Here is a 20,992-nt window from a genome sequence, read left to right as displayed (position 1 = left end):
AAGCATAGGAAAGCTTGGCGTTCCTGGCAATATAAATTACTATAATAGTTTATGATAAGAAAGTTTTAAAAAACTTAACAAAAAGTTATCTAGGCTTCTGAGCAATTAAAGTTTACAGATTCCTTGAGCTGGCACTTATGCTTTATAATTTCTTTATTACATTTACAAAACGACATTCATAACCAAGGCTAATCTTATCTGATGAGAGGTAAGCAGCGGCTGTATGTTTTGCTGTATCTATCTTTCCTCAAATATTGCTAAGTGTACAAGGACTAGGTGAAACATATATAATTTTTTCAAATATATCGTATAAATTACTTTGGTTAAAGTAGAAATACAAATGTAAAAAGGTCGGTGATATTAAGGCAAGTAAATGCTTTTGCTTATGTAAAGTTATATTTTACTTATATGTTAATAGGGTAGCGTTAAGTAAAAGTACTTCTAGAAGTTTAGTTAAAATAATAGTAAAGAAACATCGATATTTTGGTAAATTAATTTTATTAAATAAATAATTGGTTGGAATTTTTTTAAAATCAAGGCTGAGTCATCAAGGAAAATTTAAATGGATCAATTTCTATTTTCAACAAGTTGGTTTGTGCCTTTGTATAGCTTATTAGGTGCAATTTTGACCTTGCCGTGGGGAATAGGAATAATTCAGCGAACAGGACCAAGACCTGCGGCATACATCAACTTGTTGACGACCGTTTTAGCTTTTGTCCATAGCCTATTTGTATTTAAAAATATCTGGGATAGAGATCCAGAAAACTTACTAATCAATTGGTTCAAAGCAGCAGATTTAGATTTATCTTTTTCCTTAGAACTATCGCCAGTCAGCATTGGGGCAACAGTTTTAATTACAGGGTTAAGCTTACTGGCACAAGTTTACGCTCTGGGTTACATGGAAAAGGACTGGTCGTTAGCGCGTTTTTTTGCGCTGCTGGGATTCTTTGAAGCGGCGCTGAGTGGTTTAGCGATTAGTGATTCTTTGTTTCTCAGCTACGCCCTTTTGGAAGTACTGACCCTTTCTACTTACTTACTGGTGGGTTTCTGGTACGCTCAACCACTAGTAGTGACAGCGGCGCGGGATGCGTTTTGGACTAAACGGGTAGGAGACTTGTTGCTACTGATGGCTGTAGTGACACTTTCTACCTTAGCCGGCAGCTTGAACTTTTCGGATTTATATGAGTGGGCGCAAACAGCTAACTTAAGTCCAATGACATCGACGTTGCTAGGGTTGGCACTAATTGCTGGGCCTGCTGGTAAATGTGCCCAATTTCCACTACACCTGTGGTTAGATGAGGCAATGGAAGGACCCAACCCTGCCTCGGTAATGCGGAACTCTCTGGTAGTAGCTGGTGGTGCTTATTTACTGTATAGATTTCAACCATTATTAGCGCTGTCGCCAGTTGCCTTGAATGCCTTGGTAGTCATGGGTACGGTGACAGCGATTGGGGCCACATTAGTATCTATAGCCCAAATTGACATCAAGCGATCGCTATCTCATTCCACCAGTGCATACATGGGGTTAGTGTTTTTAGCAGTGGGGTTACAGCAAGGGGGTGTAGCCTTGATGTTGCTGTTAGCTCATGCGATCGCCAAAGCATTATTATTTATGAGTTCTGGTTCAGTCATCTTGACTACCCAAAGCCAAGACTTAACAGAAATGGGCGGTTTATGGTCGCGGATGCCAGCCACGACCACAGCCTTTGTAGTTGGTTCAGCAGGAATGGTAACACTGCTCCCCTTGGGAAGTTTCTGGGCAATGCTATCATGGGCTGACGGTTTCGTGAGTATTAGCCCTTGGGTAATTGGGGTTTTAATATTAGTCAATGGTTTGACAGCATTAAATTTGACGAGAGTATTTAGATTAGTCTTCTGGGGGAAACCGCAACAAAAGACCCGTCGTACCCCAGAAGTTGGTTGGCAGATGGCCTTCCCAATGGTGTTTCTGACAGTGCTGACTCTGCTTCTACCTCTGATGCTACAGCAATGGTACTTACTACCAGATTGGGAAAGTATTAATTGGTATGTGGTGTTAGCCTTGTTTGGTTCTACCGTAGTGGGGGTAGGTGTAGGGTGTACAGTTTACCTGCACAAAGCTTGGTCAAGATCCAGAATCCTGGCGTGGAGATTTCTGCAAGACCTGTTAGGTTATGATTTTTATATTGACCGAGTTTATTATGTAACCGTGGTAAGTGTAGTAGGACTGCTATCTAAAATTTCTGCTTGGAGCGATCGCTACTTGGTTGACGGTTTAGTAAACTTGGTTGGGTTTGCGACCATTTTCGGCGGACAAACCTTAAAGTACAGCATTTCTGGGCAATCTCAGGGCTATATGTTGACCATCCTAGCAGTTGTCAGCGTCCTGGGTTTTTTCATCAGTTGGTCATTGGGTTTACTAGATAAATTGCCTTTTTAAGCGAGTTAGGAGTGAAAAGTTAGAAGTTAGAAGTTAGGAGTTAGGAGTTATTATTTTCCCCCTGCTCCCTGCTCCCCTGCTCCCCTGCTCCCATACTCCCCTGCTTCCCCTGCTCCCCTTACTTAAAGTCTATGCTTAGTGTTTTAATTCTAGTGCCGTTAATCGGCGCAGCTTTAATTGGTTTCTCCCCCTCTGGCATTAGTGGAAAATTCGCCCGTGGGGTGGCTTTGGTTTTTGCCATTATCGCTTTCTTGTGGACAATCGTATTAGTAAGTCAGTTCCATCCAGGGGAAATCACTCAACAGTTTGCCGAGTCTCTCCCTTGGGTAGATGCTTTAGGGTTGAACTATAACCTTGGGATAGATGGTTTATCTTTGCCATTGCTGGTTTTAAATGGATTGTTAACTGCCATTGCCATCTACAGCAGCGATGAATCGCTACAGCGCCCTAAATTTTATTACTCTTTGGTACTATTATTAAGCGCTGGGGTGACAGGAGCCTTTCTAGCACAGGATTTACTATTGTTTTTCCTGTTTTACGAATTGGAACTAATTCCGCTCTATTTGTTGATAGCCATTTGGGGTGGCTCCAAACGGGGTTATGCTGCGACTAAATTTCTCATTTATACAGCCGTTTCGGGAATCCTGCTTTTAGCAAGTTTCCTCGGTATGGTTTGGCTGAGTGGTTCCTCTAACTTTGCACTAGCAACCTTGAATGCGACAACTTTACCTCTAGGAACACAGCTTTTATTGCTAGCAGGAATTTTAATCGGTTTTGGAATTAAAATTCCCTTAGTTCCTTTCCATACTTGGTTGCCAGATGCTCACGTTGAAGCTTCTACACCGATTTCCGTGCTATTGGCTGGGGTGCTGTTGAAGTTGGGAACTTACGGTTTACTGCGATTTGGCATGAACTTGTTACCAGAAGCTTGGGCTTATCTAGCTCCTTGGTTGGCGACTTGGGCAGTAGTGAGTGTACTGTATGGTTCATCCTGTGCGATCGCCCAAAGCGATATGAAAAAAATGGTAGCATACAGCTCCATTGGACACATGGGTTACGTGCTTTTAGCAGCAGCAGCGGCCACACCTTTAAGTGTATTGGGTGCTGTGATGCAAATGATTAGCCACGGCTTGATTTCGGCCATGTTGTTTTTGCTGGTAGGAGTTGTGTATAAAAAAGCTGGAAGCCGTGATTTAGCAATCATTCAAGGATTACTGAACCCAGAACGGGGTATGCCAGTAATCGGTAGTTTGATGATTGTCGGAGTCATGGCCAGCGCTGGTATACCGGGAATGCTAGGGTTTATTTCCGAATTCGTAGTTTATCGGGGAAGTTTTCCAGTTTTTCCAATGCAAACCCTGTTATGTATGCTTGGTACTGGTTTAACAGCAGTTTATTTCTTAATACTCGTCAACCGCGCCTTTTTTGGACGCCTATCTGCACCAGTTACCAACTTACCACGTGTGTATTGGAGCGATCGCATCCCAGCTGCAATTTTAGCTGTACTGATTGTGATTTTCGGCATTCAACCTGCTTGGTTAGTGCGTTGGACTGAACCAACAATTACAGCAATGGTAAATACCCAAAATGTAGTAGCAACAGTGTCCTTGGATAAAGCAATGGGGAATAGGGAGTAGGGAATGGGGAATTGGGAATGGGGAATGGGGAAAAGTTTTCCCAATGCCCAATGCCCAATGCCCAATGCCCAATGCCCAATGCCCAATGCCCCAATCCCTAAACTTTTTGGAGAGATGGCAATGGTAACTATTAAAAAAAAAGCTACTCACAATCCTTTAGCTGAGTATATTGAACGCCTACAAAAAGGAGATGCATTACTCCCCGATAGTCCAGAGAATGTGCTGGAAGTTGTGGGTATTCTTAAAAGCTATGGGGTAGTTTTAGATGCTTACTCAAAAAATCTTAACTATATTGCCGAGCATCAGTTTTTAGTATTTTTCCCATTTTTTAAATACTTTAATGGAGACGTTTCTTTTCAGAAATTACTCCGTCACTGGTGGCATGACCGAATTAATTTTGAATATGCCGAATATTGCATGAAAGGCATGATGTGGCACGGTGGCGGCGGACTAGATACGTATTTAGATACACAAGAATTTCAAGAAAGAGCGCAAGCCGTTATTGCCGCAAAATTCAAAAATAATCCCTTGATTCTGGGTATTAACCAACTGTTTCCAGATTTTTTAACAGAACAGTTGCGCGTCTCTGCTTACTACACCGGTTTAGGTCAATTCTGGCGAGTCATGGCTGATATGTTCCTCAACTTATCAGACCGCTATGACCGAGGCGAAATTAAATCGATTCCCCAAGTTGTAGAACACATTAAAGCCGGGTTGGTGGCAAATGCATCAAACCCAATTACCTACGCTGTCAAAATTCGAGGTAAGGTCTATGAAATCATTCCCAAAAGCGTTGGTTTGACCTTCTTAGCAGATACAGCAATACCTTATGTAGAAGCAGTATTCTTCCGGGGAACTCCTTTTCATGGCACAGTTTCATACAACGCCCAAGCTTATCAAATCTCCCCAGATCAAAGTAGATTTCAATATGGTGCATTGTATGCCGATCCTTTACCCATCGGTGGCGCGGGTATTCCTCCTACCTTGTTGATGCAAGATATGCGTCATTATCTTCCAGAGTATTTGCACGAAATTTATCGTCGCAGTCTTCGGGGTGAAGATGATTTGCGAGTTCAAATTTGTATGAGTTTCCAAAAATCGATGTTTTGCGTGACGACAGCAACGATTTTGGGACTGATGCCTCATCCTTTAGATACTAAAGATCCAAATGAGCAAAAAGGTAATCGAGTTTATTTAGAGAAGTGGATGAGTCGGTTACAAACTTCGCGGTTGCTGGATGTGAATAAATGAGGGATGATTCCACCATTACTCACGAGGCATTCAAGCAATTTGAGCGCGACAAATTTTCTCTCGTAGCTCAAGAATACGATCGCGCGTTAGCGTTCGCGTAGCGTCTCGTAGAGAAGCTTACCGGAGGTATCGCTGTTGTACTTCTCAGGTTGATGAAGCCATCTTGGATGCCGTCGAAGCTAAGTCTGGTATTCGATTGCTGGATGTGGCTTGCGGAACGGGGTGACTTAGTGCCGCAGCACTAAAGCGGCAGGCTATAGTAACAGGATTAGACTTTGCAGAGAAGATGGTGGACATTGCCAGAGTGCGATGTCCTCAAGGATCATTCCATCATGGGGATGCTGAAAATCTAACTTTCGAGTCGGGCCAGTTTGAGGCGGTGGTTTGTAGCTTGGGTATTCTCCATTTTCCAAACCCAGAAAAAGCGATCGCTGAATCATTTCGCGTACTCAAACCGGGAGGGGGCTATGCTTTCACCTGCTGGACACCACCAACGCGTAATCCGTTTATGGCTCTGATACTGGGTTCGGTGCAGACTTATGGCAGCATGGATGTAGATCTACCTTCTGGACCACCCCTGTTTCGCTTTGGCGACTCCACTGAATGCGAAATGGTTTTAAGCGCTCAGGGATTCACTCAGGTGTCTGTCAAGGAACTGTCCATTAATTGGACTTTCTCTACACCTGAAGATGTGATGCCAAAGATTATTGTAAGTTGGGCACGTCTAGGGTCGATGTTGGCGATGCAAAGCGATGAGCAACGGCATAATATTGAAAACGCAATTATTGAGGGAGCCTCAAAGTATGCCACAGAAAATGGTGTGGAAATTCCCGCTTCTGTGATGCTGGCTGTAGGTTACAAACTATAAGCTAAAACAACTTTTTTTAAATTGCTGGAATCTGATGAATTTAGCAATTTTTGAAGTGTTTTTCCATGACAAAATTTATCAATTTTTGCCCTCTCCGCTCTACTTCTTGCTTTTTGATAACAATAAATCCCTGACTCTCAAAAAAAGGTTTAGCTGTAATACTGGCTTCGGTAAATAACTTTTCCACTCCTAAAGAGTGTGCTTTTAATTCAATCTGTTCTAAGATTTTCTTACCAACACCTTTCCTTTGAAAATCTTTATGACAATAGAAACGATCGATATGACCATTAGCCTCTAATTCTCCAAAACCAATAATTTTGTCTTGTTCTTTTGCTACATAAGTAAACTTACTTCCTAAACTTTTAATCCAAACTTCAATATCCATGTTTGCTGGTGCCCAAGCATCTACTTGTTCTTGTGTGTAATCATGAATATTCACTTCATGAATAGTGTCGTAGAACAATTTCATAATTTCTTCGGTATCAGCTATTTCGTATATTCTTAATTTCATAAAGAAAGTAATTAATCACAAATAATCCCTCTTCTAAGAAACAAGGCAGGAGGCAGGAGGCAGAAGGCAGAAGGGAAGAGGATTCTTGTTTCTTGCATCCATAACGGAATGGATGTAAATAAGTAGTTGATTTTTGATCAATATTATGCCTCTGGCTCAATGCCGAGCGCTCGCAATTGAGCAGTCAGAATCTCATTTCGTTGGCGTTCAAGTTCTGCTCTTTCATCGCCAGTCAACAACAAATTACCTTGCAAATCCCACCAACGTAGCCAAGGTAATTGCATATTTTGGTAAACTCCATGCCAGATACCTAGCTCAACGCCTAAAGGATGTATGAGATAATGTCCCCGTTCGTTTGTTGGTAATGGCTGATACTTGCCCTCAATTAAGTGATAAACTTCTACGCTGGCTTTATCCACTTCATAAATGCCATAAAACGGAGGACGAATTACTTGCTCATAAATCCAAAATTTGCCCTTCCAAGGGGTTGTATCTCGTTCCTCACTCCCATCACCAGAGACGAATTCTAAAACAATTAATGGGGCAATAAATTCTCGCCACAGTACATAAGACCTGCGTATTTGCCCGTCGAGTAAGGGCGGGACATTGGCGACATAAAACCAGTCTGGTGCGACTGCGCCTTTTTCTAACGGGTCAGTCATCCGCCAATAAATGCCACAATCTTGACCAATACAATATTGCCCATCAGAGTGAAGTTTTTGCAATATCGGTTGAATTGAATCGCTAATCAGAATGCTTTGGGGATGTTCCTGGAAGTTTTTTACAAATGTGCCGTCAGACTCTGGTAGCTGCGTGTGGTCTGGGAAAGGGGTGAGATCAGTGGATGGGTTGATTGCAGAGGTCATAAACTTACCTTTGCTTGAGGGTGAGATTTTTTTAGTTTAGCAGTGGAAGGGGAGATGGGGCGATGTCTGACGACAAGCCGCAGAGCGTCTACGCAGTCTTTCTACAAAGCTAGGCTCAAGTTATTAAGGCTCTCTTGTGTGAGAATTAATCTAAGCATTTTGGGAGTTGCAAAGATGGCTTGGGTAGCTGGCGATCGCTTGCAAGGTGGAAAATACACCATTGAAAAAGAGTTGGGAAGAGGACGCTTTGGTATCACCTATTTGGTGAAAAATCAGAATGGCGATCGCCAAGTCATTAAAACCTTAAATGACGATTTACTAAATTCCCTGAACCAGTTAGAACGCGGACGACTGGAAACAATGTTTTGGCAGGAAGCGGTAAAACTTACTCAATGTAAACACAAACATATTGTGCAGGTTGCAGAACCGTTCAAAGAAGGAGAACACTGGTGTCTGGTAATGGAGTATGTGGATGGTGTCAGTTTAGCTGACCGTCGCCAACAAATACTTTCTGAATCAGATGCTTTACGCTACATTCAACAAATTGGAGAAGCGCTGATTAAAGTACATGAAAATCGGTTGATTCATCGAGATGTGCATCCAGGAAATATCTTTTTGCGAGTGCGAGAAGGACAGCCGGAAGCGGTGCTAATAGATTTTGGTTTAGCTCTCGATTTCGACCATATCTTAACCACAAGTAGAACTAAAGAAACTTCTGAGGGATTTACACCCCCTGAGCTTTATGCTCAACATACTAAACCAACTGGAGCATATAGCGATATCTATTCTTTAGCGGCAACTCTTTATGTGCTTTTAACTGGAAAAACACCAGTCAGTGCGCTCAAACGTAAGGTGGATAACGCTCCTTTAGTGGAACCGAAAAAACATAATCCTCAAATTAGCGATCGCACAAACCGCGCAATTTTAACAGGTATGAAGCTAGATCAGAAACAGCGCTCGCAGTCAATGCGGGAATGGCTCGATTCTTTGGGTTTGACTGGAGAAAACTTGCAGCCTTTAGTAATTGAACCATCTAAAACTAACTCAAATTGGGAGCGAAACATCCAGTTTTGGGGAGTGGTGATAGCTGCGATCGCAGCAATTGGAACCTTACTCTCAGGCATAGTTGGCTGGATTCCTATTTTCAAACCCTCTCCGTCTTCCAGTCCACCATCACTGTCGCCCAGTCCATCATCTAGCAAAACACCGTAGATTTAGCTGAACTTTCATTGTGTGTTGTACAAAATTCTGCAAAAATGTATTATTTTTGAAACACAGTTAAGTCATATACAACACCCATATCCAGCTTTTTTAAAGTGTTTTAATTACGAATTACGAATTATTAGAGGTTTTCATGCCTTGGACAACTGGACAACGATTACAAGGTGGCAAATATGTAATTGATATAGTCTTGGGACAGGGGGGATTCGGGATTACTTATAAGGCATTGCATATTGAGCTAAACCGGACAGTTGTCATCAAGACACCCAATGAATATCTCAGCCATGACCCAGAATATGACAAGTATATAGAGCGATTTATTCAAGAAGGGCGGACACTGGCACGCTTGTCTCAAGACCCTCATCCTCACATTGTGGGAGTGATTGACTTGTTTAAGGAAGGTGCTATTAACTGCTTGGTGATGGATTTTGTACCAGGAGAAAATTTGTTTGAGGTAGTAAGACGCAGAGGGGCGTTACCAGAAGCAAAAATTATACCCTGTATCCGCCAAATTGGGGAAGCTTTAGTGGAGGTGCATCAGGCAGGTCTAGTACACCGAGATGCTCACCCCGGTAACATTATGCTGCGGAGCAATGACAAAGCGGTTTTGATTGACTTTGGTATTGCTAAGGAACTTTTGCCTAAAACTTTGAGTTCAACAGGCAATGCTGGTAATCATGGGTTTGCACCCTATGAGCAGATGACTAGGGGCAGTCGAGAGCCAACTGTTGATGTTTATTGTTTGGCAGCTACACTTTATTATGCGGTGACAGGTCAAAACCCCACAACTTCTTTGGCTCGTAAGCTTGATGATGTTCCTCTAACTCCACCCAAACAAATTATTTCAGGCATTAGTGAGCGATTAAATCAAGCAATTCTTAAGGGCATGGCGCTGGAGGCAAAAGACCGCCCCCAATCTATGCAAGCATGGTTGGCAATGTTAGAACGTCCCAAAGCCAAGTTAAACTTAGAGCCAATTCCAAGTAAACCAGCTACTAAATCACCTAGAATTATTCTCTGGGGCTGGTTGGTTGGTGTATTAGTAAGCTACCTAATCATAGGCTGCTTTTTAGGCGCGTCTAACGCTCCGTACATAGTTTGGGCTGTGGCTGTGGCTGTGGTTTGGGCTTGGGCTGGGGTTCAGACTGGGGTTGTGGCTGGGGCTTGGGGTTGGGCTGGGATTGTGGCTGTGGCTGTGGGTGGGGCTGTGGCTGTGGCTGTGGCTTGGGCTTGGCCTGTGGCTGGGGGTTGGGCTGTGGCTATGGCTGGAGATGAATTACGAAAATCTTTTAGCAAGGTTAATACTTTTCTAATTTTAGCTAGCACTTCTAGTCTAGGCTTGGGTTTAGGATGGTTAGGACATAGGATTTTTAATACAGGTTCATAGCTTACTCAAGCTCTAGAAGCTAAATGACAAAAGATTTTGTAGCTGTTGTATCGAGTAGAGAAGCGATGTCTAAAGACAAGCCGCTACACATCTATGCACCTTTAACCTCATACCAAAATATTAAATTTCCGGCTCAACACTAAGCGCTGGTTTTAAGAGCGTTGTTATAGAAGATAAGCTAGCTAAATAAACTGATATCTACATTAAAATAGTCCGCCAACGCTTCTGCTTGAGTTTTACTAATGGTGCGTAGGCGCAGCCCGCCGTAGGCATCGCCATTAACAATTTGCAAGGTAATTTCCAATGAACCAATTACTTCAGCTAATGCTTCGGTTGTAGTATCGCGTGCGTCCATCAAATGCACTAACATCGAATTGGGTGTACCTTGGATAATTGGGTAATGGGTTTCTTCAAACTGCTCAATTAAAGTCACCAATAGTTGCAACAGCATTTCTTCTTCTGGTGTACGATTGGGACGATGTTCTAAGGTTAATACGAGTGCGATCGCTTGTTCGTTTTCCGCATACGTGGTAATGATTTTTGGCTGATACTCGGCTAGCAATTTACCATAAGATTCTGGATGAAAAGTACGGGTCATTTTCATTTTCAACGCCAAGTAATTGATTGCTCTTTCATCTATTAGGTTAACTTAAAAAATGGATGGTGCAATTGTTGAGAGTTGCTTCTTTAAATCTTCTAACAAAGATTCCAAAAACATCATATCATTGCTGATATCTGAAACCTCATCATCATTCAAATTTTCTCTCTCTAATTGCTTTTGATAAGCTTCAATTCTGTATTCTAGTGCTTCAACAATAAATCGAATTGCTTTAGGAGAAAAATTCACGTTCAACAACTCCCTTAATTGACTTTGTAAAATGCCTCACCAACTAACCGCAATGCAGTTTTATAATCTTCTATTCTCATAGTGTAGCTTGGTTCCCACAGCCAGTGATTACCGTAATCATTCACCAAGCGGAGTTCGTTCGGAATATCAGTTCCCCTATCTAACTTCCACCAATTGTTTCCAACTCCCTGAGCTGCAAACGTTGAAATTCCGCCTGAACCTGCAATAACCCAAATATCACCATCTTCTTCGTAAGTTTCAATGTCTTTAGAACGAATGTTATCTATTCTCGAAGAAGTCGCATTTCCCATACGGTATAAATCAACCGGAGTTTTTCTCATACCAATCAGCCAAAGACCTATGCTTCTAGTTCAACGCCGAGCGATGTCTAACGACAAACCGCTATGCGTCTAAGCAATATTTCTCTAAAACTCAAGCGATCGCTATTTAAATGTTATCTTTTTTCTATTGGTTCGCCACCTAACCAAAAATCTCCCGATTTGAATTCGGGAGAGTGTCAAAAAACCCAAATGTATTATCTTTATTAAATAACAACCTCTTGCTTAAGCTTCCGCGCTGGACGCTTGCGTTCGCTGCGACGAACGCCCCCTGCCATTTTGTATTCATCGCTATTCTTGCCATACTTTGCAGCTACGCTGACTAACACATGTTCTGTTAGTTCCATCAGCGACTTTTCAGCTAATTCTAAAACTCCCTGAGTTAGATCCACGGTGGAGAGGCTGGAGTTATAAGCTTCCAACTTGTCCTGTGTTTTTTTGATGGCGGCGGCAAAGGTGTCAATAGTGACTCCATTACCTAAATCTAAGGTGGGACTAATCGATTTCAAACCCGCAATCCGACGCTGTGCCCTATCAAGTACTTTAGACCCACGTTTTGGACGTGACATAAATAACGTTCCTTTTTTTAATTATGTACTAGGATAAAAACTGACTTATATCCTTGTCTTTACACCATTAGGATAAACAAAATCGGGGTGATTAACACCCGCAATATTCAGTAGTATATAAATTATTTAGTACAAAAAATATTATATTTATTACGTGAATTTATTGAGATTTATCCGAATTCAATAAACGACCGCCCGAATTCAATAAACGACTGCCCGAATTCAACAAACGATCGCCCGAATTCAATAAACGACTGCCCGAATTCAACAAACGATCGCCCGAATTCAACAAACGACTGCCCGAATTCAATAAACGACTGCCCGAATTCAACAAACGACTGCCCGAATTCAACAAACGACCGCCCGAATTTAATATCGGGCTTCTCGCTTGATTGCAATATCAAACTGCTATTTAATTTTTGCGAAGCTCGGTGCGCTTTTATCTCGCTTCGCTGATGAAGATTCCCTGCGATCGCCCTGATTACTCGTCTGTAGGTTAGCACAGCTGTGCTACCCTCCTTTATTCTCTTAGGTATCATTTTTTTAGTACAAATATACTAATTAGCTGCTAAAATGCCTTACAAGTCAGCTAGCCTTGTTTGAGGTAGTATGCAAAAAATCCAAAACATTGACAAAAAGCCCATTTTGCGGAAAGTTTCGTTGTTGCAGCCTAAATCTGTAACTACTGCTATAGTGCCACTGCGACCCCAAGAGGAAAAAATCATCAGCGAAGGGGAGCGTTTGATTACACAAGTTGAACGTATCAATCGGATGGCAGGAGAATTAGAAGCAGCGATATTCGAGTTAAAAGCGATCGCTAACACCCTAAATACTCAAAAAAGTTACCCAATTCTAAATCAGGAGCTATACAAAAATATTTGTCAGTATTTTACAGTTAGCGTTCCTTGGGTGAAACGAAAGTCTGACAACTCATTTATTCTGACGACGCGAAAAGTTGATTTATTCCGAGCCGAAAGGGAAGCTACACAGTTAGCACATCAACTTCGTCAGCAAACCAAAAAAAGATTAGCATCGCAGCCACAGACAAAAAACAAGAATGGGGCTGAGGCTGACACAAAATGCTTGTTCAAAAAGGTGTTAGTCAACAAATCTTAAAATTATCAACATTCAACGGCATCTCACCCTTGAGGTTGTAACAGTTATGCTGATTGAAGTGGCAGAAGGAACTTATTTCTCAAAATTGCTAGATACCACACTGCCATTATTTCTTTGCAACCATAGTTGGCGACAAAGAAACAAAGCCGCCCTAATATTTGCACTTCCGTAAAACCAGAGTGTAACATCAGGGACAATCAATCAGCGCACAGAAGAGGTAAAAGAAGGTGTTAAAGACACTTTTAGTGATTGCCGTTGGTTTTTTACCGTCCCTGTTTTCCCTGTGGATGATTCGTAGAACCCAGCGATCGCGTTTGCGGATGAGGCAAGCAGCCATGAATTTTCCAGTGGTACAGGGACGGCACAACGTCAGACCTGTGGAAGGCGATCGCTATTATTTAGAAGGGGTAGGTTATCTGATTGGCGATATCAGCTGCAAGTTTAATGCTAGGTCTGGCTACATCCGCTGTGCTATCAATCCTGAAGGCCCATGTAACGGTTGCCGTCACTATGAACCTAGAGAATTAACTGGTAATGAAAAAAGCACTTAAGATTCCTTACTCAATACTTAACCTACCTAAAATTACGTGCATAGTTTTCTGGCGACTTCATAGCACTAGAACCAGGGAATGATAAAATCATTACTAATTATAATAATTTGTATTTACAAGCACTTTGAATATTTCTCTTTGCATGGTGAAATAAGAATGATTTAATAGAATTCGTGCAAAAGTGTAAATCTGCATAATTTTGTTTGCAGATTATGAACTTTGCTATTAACTCTTGCCGAATATCTCATAACTAGATGATTATCCAACGATGAACAACGCGATCGCTCGGACAACAGCATTATTATCAACTTGCACTTTGCTACTAACAGGTTGTGGTGGTGGCACTACCACAGTAACAAATTCTCCCACTAATACTCCAAATACTACCCCAAATAACACTGCAACCAATACCCCAGCGACAACGGGTACAGTATCAAGTGCTATTCCCATCGGTATTGGTGTTGCCCAAACTAGCAATGTGGCATTACTGGGTCAAGAGCAAGTCGCTGGAGCCAAACTTGCCCAGAAGTATTTCAATAGTAAAGGTGGTGTTAATGGCACACCAATTAAATTAGTTTTTCAAGATACTAGTGGTGATGAAGCAGGAGCAATTAACGCTTTTCAAACTCTAATTAATAGAGATAAAGTTATTGGAATTGTCGGGCCAACTTTGTCACAGCAAGCCTTTAGTGCCGATCCGATTGGAGAACGGGCAAAAGTACCAATTATTGGGCCATCAAATACTGCTAAAAATATTCCTGAAATTGGTGATTACGTTGCTCGTGTTTCTGCACCAGTTTCCATCGTTGCGCCTAATTCGGTGAAAGCGGCACTTAAGCAAAATCCCCAACTGAAAAAAGTTGCAGTTTTCTATGCCCAAAATGATGCATTTAGCAAATCAGAAACGGAAATTTTTCAGCAAACAGTTAAGGATCAAGGGCTAGAATTGGTAACAGTCCAAAAATTCCAAACTAGTGATACAGATTTTCAAAGTCAAGCGACCAATGCAATTAATCTCAAGCCAGATTTGGTAATTATTTCTGGCTTGGCTGCTGATGGTGGTAATTTAGTTAGGCAATTGCGTGAACTAGGTTATAAAGGCTTAATTGTCGGTGGAAATGGTCTAAATACATCGAATTTATTGCCAGTTTGTAAAGCACTTTGTGATGGGGTATTGATTGCTCAAGCCTACAATCCAGAACATCCAGGTGAAATTAATGCGGCGTTTCGTAAAGCTTATATTGAAGAATATAAAAAAGAACCACCCCAATTTAGTGCCCAAGCTTTTGCAGCAGTGCAAGTTTATGTTGAAGCACTCCAATCTCTAGATAAAAAGAGCAAAGTCAACAAACTACAGCTACCAGAATTACGGACACAGTTAAACAAACAGATACTTGAAGGAACATACAATACACCATTGGGTGAAATTGGTTTTACTCCTACAGGTGAAGTTGTGCAAAAAGATTTCTATGTTGCCCAAATCAAAATGGAAAAAGACGGTAGTCAAGGTAAATTTACATTTCTGAAATAGTTGCTAAATGAATATTAATATCTTTTTGCAGCAATTATTAAATGGGTTATCCATTGGCAGCGTCTATGCAATCTTTGCCTTGGGATATACCTTGGTTTATTCTATTTTGGGCATTATTAATTTAGCTCATGGCGCGATTTTTACCTTGGGTGCATATTTCACTTATGCACTTATGGGTGGGAACTTTGGATTTAATGGCTTGCTGGCTAATGCAGCCTTACCGATAAAATTACCATTTGCTATAGCCTTAATTTTAGGAAGCACCTTGGCAGGATTGGTAGGGGTAGTGATGGAACGCGTTGCTTTTCAACCTCTGCGTCGTCAAGGCTCCGATCCTTTGCTAACTGTTGTTTCCAGCTTGGGGGTAGCAGTGGTAATTGTGAATTTAATCCAGTATTTAATAGGCGCGGAAAGTTACACATACCCCGCAAATACTTATGGTAATTTGCCACCTGCAATTAACTTTGGTAGTCCAGAAAACCCAATTCCGATTCGCAGTGTTCAGGTGGTAATTTTTACTGTGTCAGTTGCGATCGTGGCAATTCTTACCTATTTTATCAATCGAACTAAATATGGTAAGGCAATGCAAGCGATCGCAGAAGATCCAACTACAGCTAGTTTGTTAGGAATCAATAGCGATCGCTTTATCATCTTAACCTTCTTTATCAGCAGCTTTTTAGCAGGATTAGCAGGAACTTTAGTTGCCTCTAGTGTTAGTATTGCAGGGCCATATTTTGGTATTGCTTTTGGTTTACGGGGTTTAGCGGTAATTGTCTTAGGTGGTTTAGGTAGTATTCCTGGTGCTGTAGTAGGAGGTTTGTTAATTGGATTAGTAGAGGCGTTTGTCCCTGCTGATTATTCTGGATATAAAGACGCAGTAGCCTTTGCAATTTTGTTTATCATGCTATTAGTTAGACCCCAAGGTTTGCTAGGGCGGCGGTTTATTCAGAAAGTTTAAAGAGACGTAGTACCATGAAAACATACACTAAACAAAAATTAACTTTTGACCAATTTTTAGAACAGTGTCCAGAGTCAGGTTTATATGAACTTGTGGATGGAGAAATTGTAGAAGTGCGTGCAACCAGAAATCATGATGATGTCGCTGACTTTACAGCTGACTCTTTCAAAAATGAAATTAAACATCTAAATCTTAATTACGTAGTAAAAAACACAGCAGTCTTTAAAACTATAACTGCTAATGGCATAGAGCAAGGGCGCAAGCCTGATGTAAGTGTCATGGATAAAGATAAATGGCGCTCAAATCGTTCTACTTATGCTGCACTTGAAGAACCCATCCAATTAGCTGTAGAGGTGACATCAACTAATTGGGAAGATGACTACATTGATAAATTAGATGAATATCAACGCTTAGGTATTACAGAATATTGGATTGTAGATTATTTGGCAATTGGGCTAAGAGAATATTTAGGAAATCCAAAAGTTCCGGCTGTGTTTGTTTTTCTATTAAATGATGAGGGTAAATACGAATGCACACATTTTAGAGGTTCAGAACGAATTGTGTCACGAACTTTTCCTGAACTGACGCTGACAGCAGAGGAAATCTTAACAACTTAAAAGTTGATAAAAGCAATAGTTTGATTAAACTTAATCAAAATATATTAAATAAAATGGCTGATTTTTTCGCTACTTACGCTTCTTTGATTGTCTCTATGGTATTGGGAGCGCTATTAGGATTATCGCTTTACTTACCCCTAATGACAGGACAATTGTCTTTAGCTAGTCCAGGATTTTATGCTTTAGGTGGGTATATTGCAGCAATTTTATCCACCAAAGTTTTTACATCTAGCAGTAGTTTATTTTCAATTCCATTGTTGTTATTGGAGATGTTAATTGCGGGTGTAATTTCTGGCTTTTTGGGTATCTTAGTGGGAATTCCAGCACTGAGATTGCGAGGAATTTATTTAGCGATCGCAACTATCGCTTTTGTGGAAGTTCTGCGCGTCATCTCTCTCAATTTAGACATTACAGGGGGTGCTGTTGGAATTTTTGGCATTCCTCAACCTTTCCAAACACAACTCGAATATTTATGGATTGCGTTGCCATTACTATTAATTAGTATGGTGCTACTTTATCGTTTAGAACGCATCCGCGTCGGCAGGGCTTTTATCGCGATCCGCGAAGATGAATTAGCTGCGGGTGCAATGGGAATCGATCCGACTTACTACAAAGTTTTGGCGTTTACATTAGGGGCTATGCTTGCAGGGGTTGTAGGTGCAATTAGCGCTCACTTCCTCAATACCTGGAATGCTCGTCAAGGTACTTTTGATGCCAGCATTATATATTTAACTTTTGTTTTAATTGGTGGTTCGAGAACTTTTTTAGGCCCGGTTATTGGAGGTATGGTATTTACAGCCTTACCAGAGATTCTGCGAAGCCTCGCTGATACTGGTGGTTTACCTAATTGGTTAGCACAGTTTTTGCGAGATGGTAGATTAATTATTTTTGGCTTTTTAATAGTAATAGGTACAATATTTTTTCCTCAAGGGCTAATTACTCCAGATATTTTTCAAAGAAAAAAACGAACCGCCAAACACGCAAAGGGCGCAAAGGAATAAGAGTTTTAGAGAGTTATTGCGTAAGTTTTATATTCATAATAGTATGCAAAAATGTCACATAGTATTTCAGGAACTAATAACAGTATTGTCTTAGAAGCAAGAGCATTAACTCGCCGCTTTGGTGGTTTAGTGGCAGTTAATAATGTATCTTTTAGTGTAAATCAACATGAGATTTTTGGATTGATTGGCCCTAATGGTGCTGGCAAAACAACACTGTTTAATTTAATTACTGCCTTCATTCCACCTTCTGGCGGCCAATTAATTTATCAAGGTGCAGAAGTTTCTCAACTACGTCCTCATCAAATTGCGGCTTTAGGTATCGCCCGTACCTTCCAAAATATCCGGTTGTTTGGAGAATTATCGGCGTTAGAAAATGTGATAATAGCCCGACACTTACACACCAAAAGTAATATGATTACAGGAGTTTTGGGATTACCACCAGCGCCTCGCGAAGAATTAAAAACTAAGCAAAAAGCTTTCGATTTATTAGATTTGGTGGGATTAAGCGATCGCGCTGACGAAAAAGCCAAAAACTTTGCTTACGGCGATCAGCGTCGCTTAGAAATTGCCCGTGCTTTAGCATTACAACCGCAAATTTTACTTCTCGACGAACCAGCAGCGGGAATGAACCCCAACGAAAAGCAGCAATTGAGTGAATTTATCCGTAGCCTGCGCGATCGCTTCAATTTAACGATCGTTCTTATAGAACACCATGTACCATTGGTTATGGGTTTGTGCGATCGTATTGCTGTATTAGATTTTGGTCAATTAATTGCTTTGGGTGAACCGTCTGTAGTCAGAAACGATCCGGCTGTAATTGAAGCTTATTTAGGAAATGAATGAATTTATCTAGACAAAATTACTACAAATTCGTCTAAAGAACTCACAGCGATCGCGCTATCCATTAAATTTTCTAATTTTTCCACACTTTCACCCTCAAACCTTACTTCCACTTCATGAGGAATTTCGCCAAAGCGTTGTACTAATACTCGGATTAGCTGCCGTCGCGCACCCTCTTGAATACCTCTTTGCTCAATTTCCTGATACCAAGGCGATTCTCGCAATACTGCCATATCCCACCTCATGATTTGTTGCACTAAAGGCGTGTCTAACACAAAGCTAGCAAAAAATGCCAGCAATGATTCTAACTCGTTCAACTGTGCATCTGCTCGTAGAGCCTGTAATGCGCGTTGCACAACTGATATCTCTCCCCCTCCTCGGAGGATTGGCACAAAGGGTAACAAGGATGGTAGTGGTTGCTCAAATACTATTTCAGCATCGATTTCCCACAAATTGATCGTGCGATAATCTTGGATGGCACGTAATCCCAAAAATTCCTGCTCGTAACTACTGACAATAGTTAAGCTGGATGAAGGCGGTAAAATGTTGATCAGTACTGGGTAAGTTGGCAATCGGTAGCGTTCTTGTGCCAAGGCAGCATAAGCTCTCATCCGTAGAGGCATCTGTGCCGTGTAACGCAACTGTAGTTCATTTAGTAGTAGAAAATCTCCGTGAGTAGCACTGTATGCTTTCAGCAAAACATCTGTTTCGCGGCTAATCCAGTGAAACTCAGAGCCGAGAATTTCTTTCGCCACGACTTCAGGACGCTGTGTCACCCATTTTACCCATGCATCGGGAGCTAAATTAATTAGTCGCTTGCTACCAATATCTGCTACTTTTGCCACTAGACGCTTGATATATTTATCAGTAATTAATGGTACATCAGAAAGATTGCGGTATTATGGCGTTGGTTTGAAGTTGAAGCAACGTCTATGCACTGTTTTAAGAAATGTATGATTGATGTATCTTAGATTTTGAATCAACATTTCTGGATGTAAACCGCCCATGAAAGCCGATAGTAAGCCAAACTATACAATTCTAGAAGTTCAAGAACTTGATGTTAATTATGGCGGCATCCAAGCTTTAAAAAAGATTAATTTAATTATTCAAAAAGGCGAGGTAGTTACTCTAATTGGTGCTAATGGTGCTGGAAAAACGACTACACTCCGTGCCATATCTAAAGTAGTTAATCCTAATAGTGGCGTAATTATCTATAATGGACATAATATTACCCGCCGTCAAACTCACGAAGTTGTACAACTTGGTATCGCCCATTGTCCTGAAGGACGCAGAGTATTAGCGCGGCAAACTGTATTTGATAATTTACTTTTGGGTGCTTATATTCGCTCCAATCAAGCCGAGATTAAAGCAGATATTCAGCGCCAATTTGAGCTATTTCCTCGCTTGTCACAAAGACGCAATCAACTAGCAGGAACTCTCAGCGGTGGCGAACAACAAATGTTAGCGATCGCACGGGCTGTAATGAGTAAACCACAACTCTTACTTTTAGACGAGCCTAGCTTAGGTTTAGCACCTGCGATCGTCCGAGAAATCTTCTCCATTATTGAAAACCTACGTGCTACTGGCGTGACTATTCTGTTGGTTGAACAAAACGCAAATCTGGCGCTGCAAATTGCCGATCGCGGTTATGTTTTAGAGGCTGGTTCTATAACTTTAACAGGTGCAGCATCAGAATTAATTAGTGATGAGCGAGTTAAAAAAGCTTATTTAGGGTGATGATTATAGTAGAGTAATAATCCAATAAATTTCTTATGGACTGGATTAGTGTCGATGAAATAAAACGTGACTTATTAGGCTACCTTCAGCGCGTTGAAGCTGGGGAAACTCTTGTAATTATACGTGGTGGAAAGCCAATTGCTGAAATTAAACCGACGGTAAAATCACCTGAACTCTCTAGACCATTCGGATTCTGTGCAGGAGAGTTTTTTGTACCCGATGATTTTGATGATCCACTGCCAGAGAATATTATAAGTGAGTTTGAGGGTAAATGAAACTCCTACTAGATACCCATATTTTCCTCTGGTTTATTAGTAGTTATCGCCGTTTGTCTAATACGTTTATAGAGATTATTTGTAATACCGATAATGATGTATCTCTAAGTATAATTTCTATTTGGGAAGCAACCGTTAAGTATCAATTAGGCAAATTACCTTTACCTCAATCACCTGAGATTTATCTGCCGATACAGCGTGAGCGGCATTTGATTACTAGTCTTCCTTTAACAGAGGATAGTGTTGTACAACTTAGCAAGCTTCCTAATATCCATCGCGATCCGTTTGACCGAATGCTAATTTGTCAAGCTTTGCAGCATGACCTTACTATTGTGACTGTCGATGATGCAATTCGTGCTTATACCAATTTAATATGAAGCTGCATAGAATAAAGCTTCCAGGATAAAGTTGTAAGAAGAGACAGAAATTACCTGCTCAAATGTAAGTTGGTC

The 20,992-nt window shown here is 41.1% G+C and carries 24 protein-coding genes and 1 pseudogene; 17 read left to right on the top strand and 8 right to left on the bottom strand.

The features are described from left to right. Positions 1-562 precede the first annotated feature (562 nt). The 4 genes and pseudogenes from V7K53_RS14945 to V7K53_RS14930 all read left to right on the top strand — a co-directional run. On the top strand, positions 563-2,419 hold the full coding sequence (locus tag V7K53_RS14945; RefSeq protein WP_335198304.1) for an NAD(P)H-quinone oxidoreductase subunit F: 1,857 nt from the start codon (positions 563-565) through the stop codon (positions 2,417-2,419). A 131-nt stretch (positions 2,420-2,550) separates the two neighbouring features. Next, positions 2,551-4,056: an NADH-quinone oxidoreductase subunit M gene (locus V7K53_RS14940; protein ID WP_335198303.1), complete on the top strand. Its 1,506-nt coding sequence runs from the start codon at positions 2,551-2,553 to the stop codon at positions 4,054-4,056. Positions 4,057-4,176: 120 nt separating this feature from the next. Continuing rightward, positions 4,177-5,307: a CO2 hydration protein gene (locus tag V7K53_RS14935; RefSeq protein WP_335198386.1), complete on the top strand. Its 1,131-nt coding sequence runs from the start codon at positions 4,177-4,179 to the stop codon at positions 5,305-5,307. Positions 5,308-5,557: 250 nt separating this feature from the next. Then, positions 5,558-6,175 (top strand): annotated as a pseudogene (locus V7K53_RS14930) (class I SAM-dependent methyltransferase); the annotation flags it as partial. A gap of 40 nt (positions 6,176-6,215) precedes the next feature. On the opposite strand, the gene V7K53_RS14925 reads toward V7K53_RS14930, so the two are convergent. Both V7K53_RS14925 and V7K53_RS14920 read right to left on the bottom strand, forming a co-directional pair. Beyond that, positions 6,216-6,686 carry a GNAT family N-acetyltransferase gene (locus V7K53_RS14925; RefSeq protein WP_335198302.1) on the bottom strand — a complete coding sequence of 157 codons (471 nt, stop codon included), beginning with the start codon at positions 6,684-6,686 and terminating at the stop codon, positions 6,216-6,218. 143 nt (positions 6,687-6,829) lie between these two features. Next, a complete protein-coding gene (locus V7K53_RS14920) occupies positions 6,830-7,552 on the bottom strand; it encodes a Uma2 family endonuclease (protein ID WP_335198301.1) in 723 nt (240 codons plus the stop codon). Between the two features lie 174 nt (positions 7,553-7,726). Between V7K53_RS14920 and V7K53_RS14915 the strand changes: the two genes are divergently transcribed. Further along, a complete protein-coding gene (locus tag V7K53_RS14915; protein WP_335198300.1) occupies positions 7,727-8,764 on the top strand; it encodes a serine/threonine protein kinase in 1,038 nt (345 codons plus the stop codon). A gap of 142 nt (positions 8,765-8,906) precedes the next feature. Beyond that, positions 8,907-10,160: a serine/threonine protein kinase gene (locus V7K53_RS14910; RefSeq protein ID WP_335198299.1), complete on the top strand. Its 1,254-nt coding sequence runs from the start codon at positions 8,907-8,909 to the stop codon at positions 10,158-10,160. Between the two features lie 178 nt (positions 10,161-10,338). On the opposite strand, the gene V7K53_RS14905 is transcribed toward V7K53_RS14910, so the two are convergent. From V7K53_RS14905 to V7K53_RS14895, 3 genes are read right to left on the bottom strand one after another with little or no spacing between them, the layout of a single operon-like run. Then, the gene (locus V7K53_RS14905; protein ID WP_335198298.1) at positions 10,339-10,764 is read right to left on the bottom strand and encodes a helix-turn-helix domain-containing protein; all 426 of its coding nucleotides are present in this window, start codon (positions 10,762-10,764) and stop codon (positions 10,339-10,341) included. A gap of 45 nt (positions 10,765-10,809) precedes the next feature. Continuing rightward, the gene (locus V7K53_RS14900) at positions 10,810-11,007 is read right to left on the bottom strand and encodes a hypothetical protein (protein WP_335008822.1); all 198 of its coding nucleotides are present in this window, start codon (positions 11,005-11,007) and stop codon (positions 10,810-10,812) included. A gap of 14 nt (positions 11,008-11,021) precedes the next feature. Next, the gene (locus V7K53_RS14895) at positions 11,022-11,348 is read right to left on the bottom strand and encodes a hypothetical protein (protein ID WP_335198297.1); all 327 of its coding nucleotides are present in this window, start codon (positions 11,346-11,348) and stop codon (positions 11,022-11,024) included. Positions 11,349-11,411: 63 nt separating this feature from the next. On the opposite strand from V7K53_RS14895, the gene V7K53_RS14890 reads away from it, so the two are divergent. Next, a complete protein-coding gene (locus V7K53_RS14890) occupies positions 11,412-11,555 on the top strand; it encodes a hypothetical protein (protein WP_335198296.1) in 144 nt (47 codons plus the stop codon). Here the strand turns inward: V7K53_RS14890 and V7K53_RS14885 are convergent. Further along, positions 11,552-11,914, bottom strand: coding sequence for a hypothetical protein (locus V7K53_RS14885; protein ID WP_335198295.1), 363 nt, complete (start codon positions 11,912-11,914; stop codon positions 11,552-11,554). The two genes, V7K53_RS14890 and V7K53_RS14885, sit on opposite strands and share 4 nt — an antisense overlap. A gap of 170 nt (positions 11,915-12,084) precedes the next feature. Then, complete coding sequence (locus V7K53_RS14880) at positions 12,085-12,417, bottom strand: hypothetical protein (RefSeq protein WP_335198294.1); 333 nt, start codon at positions 12,415-12,417, stop codon at positions 12,085-12,087. 106 nt (positions 12,418-12,523) lie between these two features. Between V7K53_RS14880 and V7K53_RS14875 the strand changes: the two genes are divergently transcribed. From V7K53_RS14875 to V7K53_RS14845, 7 genes are all read left to right on the top strand, one after another. Then, a complete protein-coding gene (locus V7K53_RS14875; protein ID WP_335198293.1) occupies positions 12,524-13,030 on the top strand; it encodes a hypothetical protein in 507 nt (168 codons plus the stop codon). 227 nt (positions 13,031-13,257) lie between these two features. Then, complete coding sequence (locus V7K53_RS14870; RefSeq protein ID WP_292736577.1) at positions 13,258-13,581, top strand: DUF6464 family protein; 324 nt, start codon at positions 13,258-13,260, stop codon at positions 13,579-13,581. Between the two features lie 268 nt (positions 13,582-13,849). Further along, on the top strand, positions 13,850-15,112 hold the full coding sequence (locus V7K53_RS14865; protein WP_335198292.1) for an ABC transporter substrate-binding protein: 1,263 nt from the start codon (positions 13,850-13,852) through the stop codon (positions 15,110-15,112). Positions 15,113-15,119: 7 nt separating this feature from the next. Further along, positions 15,120-16,070, top strand: coding sequence for a branched-chain amino acid ABC transporter permease (locus V7K53_RS14860; RefSeq protein WP_335198291.1), 951 nt, complete (start codon positions 15,120-15,122; stop codon positions 16,068-16,070). 14 nt (positions 16,071-16,084) lie between these two features. Then, positions 16,085-16,687, top strand: coding sequence for a Uma2 family endonuclease (locus V7K53_RS14855; RefSeq protein ID WP_335198290.1), 603 nt, complete (start codon positions 16,085-16,087; stop codon positions 16,685-16,687). Between the two features lie 53 nt (positions 16,688-16,740). Beyond that, a complete protein-coding gene (locus tag V7K53_RS14850; protein ID WP_335198289.1) occupies positions 16,741-17,688 on the top strand; it encodes a branched-chain amino acid ABC transporter permease in 948 nt (315 codons plus the stop codon). A gap of 51 nt (positions 17,689-17,739) precedes the next feature. Further along, on the top strand, positions 17,740-18,531 hold the full coding sequence (locus V7K53_RS14845; RefSeq protein WP_335198288.1) for an ABC transporter ATP-binding protein: 792 nt from the start codon (positions 17,740-17,742) through the stop codon (positions 18,529-18,531). Between the two features lie 2 nt (positions 18,532-18,533). Here V7K53_RS14845 and V7K53_RS14840 read toward each other — a convergent pair whose 3' ends face one another. Beyond that, complete coding sequence (locus tag V7K53_RS14840; RefSeq protein ID WP_335198287.1) at positions 18,534-19,373, bottom strand: Rpn family recombination-promoting nuclease/putative transposase; 840 nt, start codon at positions 19,371-19,373, stop codon at positions 18,534-18,536. A 160-nt stretch (positions 19,374-19,533) separates the two neighbouring features. Here V7K53_RS14840 and V7K53_RS14835 point away from each other — a divergent pair, with 160 nt between their 5' ends. From V7K53_RS14835 to V7K53_RS14825, 3 genes are read left to right on the top strand one after another with little or no spacing between them, the layout of a single operon-like run. Continuing rightward, positions 19,534-20,265, top strand: a complete 732-nt coding sequence (locus V7K53_RS14835; protein ID WP_322739717.1) for an ABC transporter ATP-binding protein — start codon at positions 19,534-19,536, stop codon at positions 20,263-20,265. A 35-nt stretch (positions 20,266-20,300) separates the two neighbouring features. Further along, positions 20,301-20,540, top strand: coding sequence for a type II toxin-antitoxin system Phd/YefM family antitoxin (locus V7K53_RS14830; RefSeq protein ID WP_335198286.1), 240 nt, complete (start codon positions 20,301-20,303; stop codon positions 20,538-20,540). After that, positions 20,537-20,917, top strand: coding sequence for a type II toxin-antitoxin system VapC family toxin (locus tag V7K53_RS14825; protein ID WP_335198285.1), 381 nt, complete (start codon positions 20,537-20,539; stop codon positions 20,915-20,917). The genes V7K53_RS14830 and V7K53_RS14825 overlap by 4 nt, the downstream gene beginning before the upstream one ends. The last annotated feature ends 75 nt before the right edge of the window (positions 20,918-20,992 follow it).

This window comes from Nostoc sp. (assembly GCF_036917355.1).
Classification (GTDB): Bacteria; Cyanobacteriota; Cyanobacteriia; order Cyanobacteriales; family Nostocaceae; genus Nostoc.
This window is presented reverse-complemented; position numbering and strand designations above follow the sequence as displayed.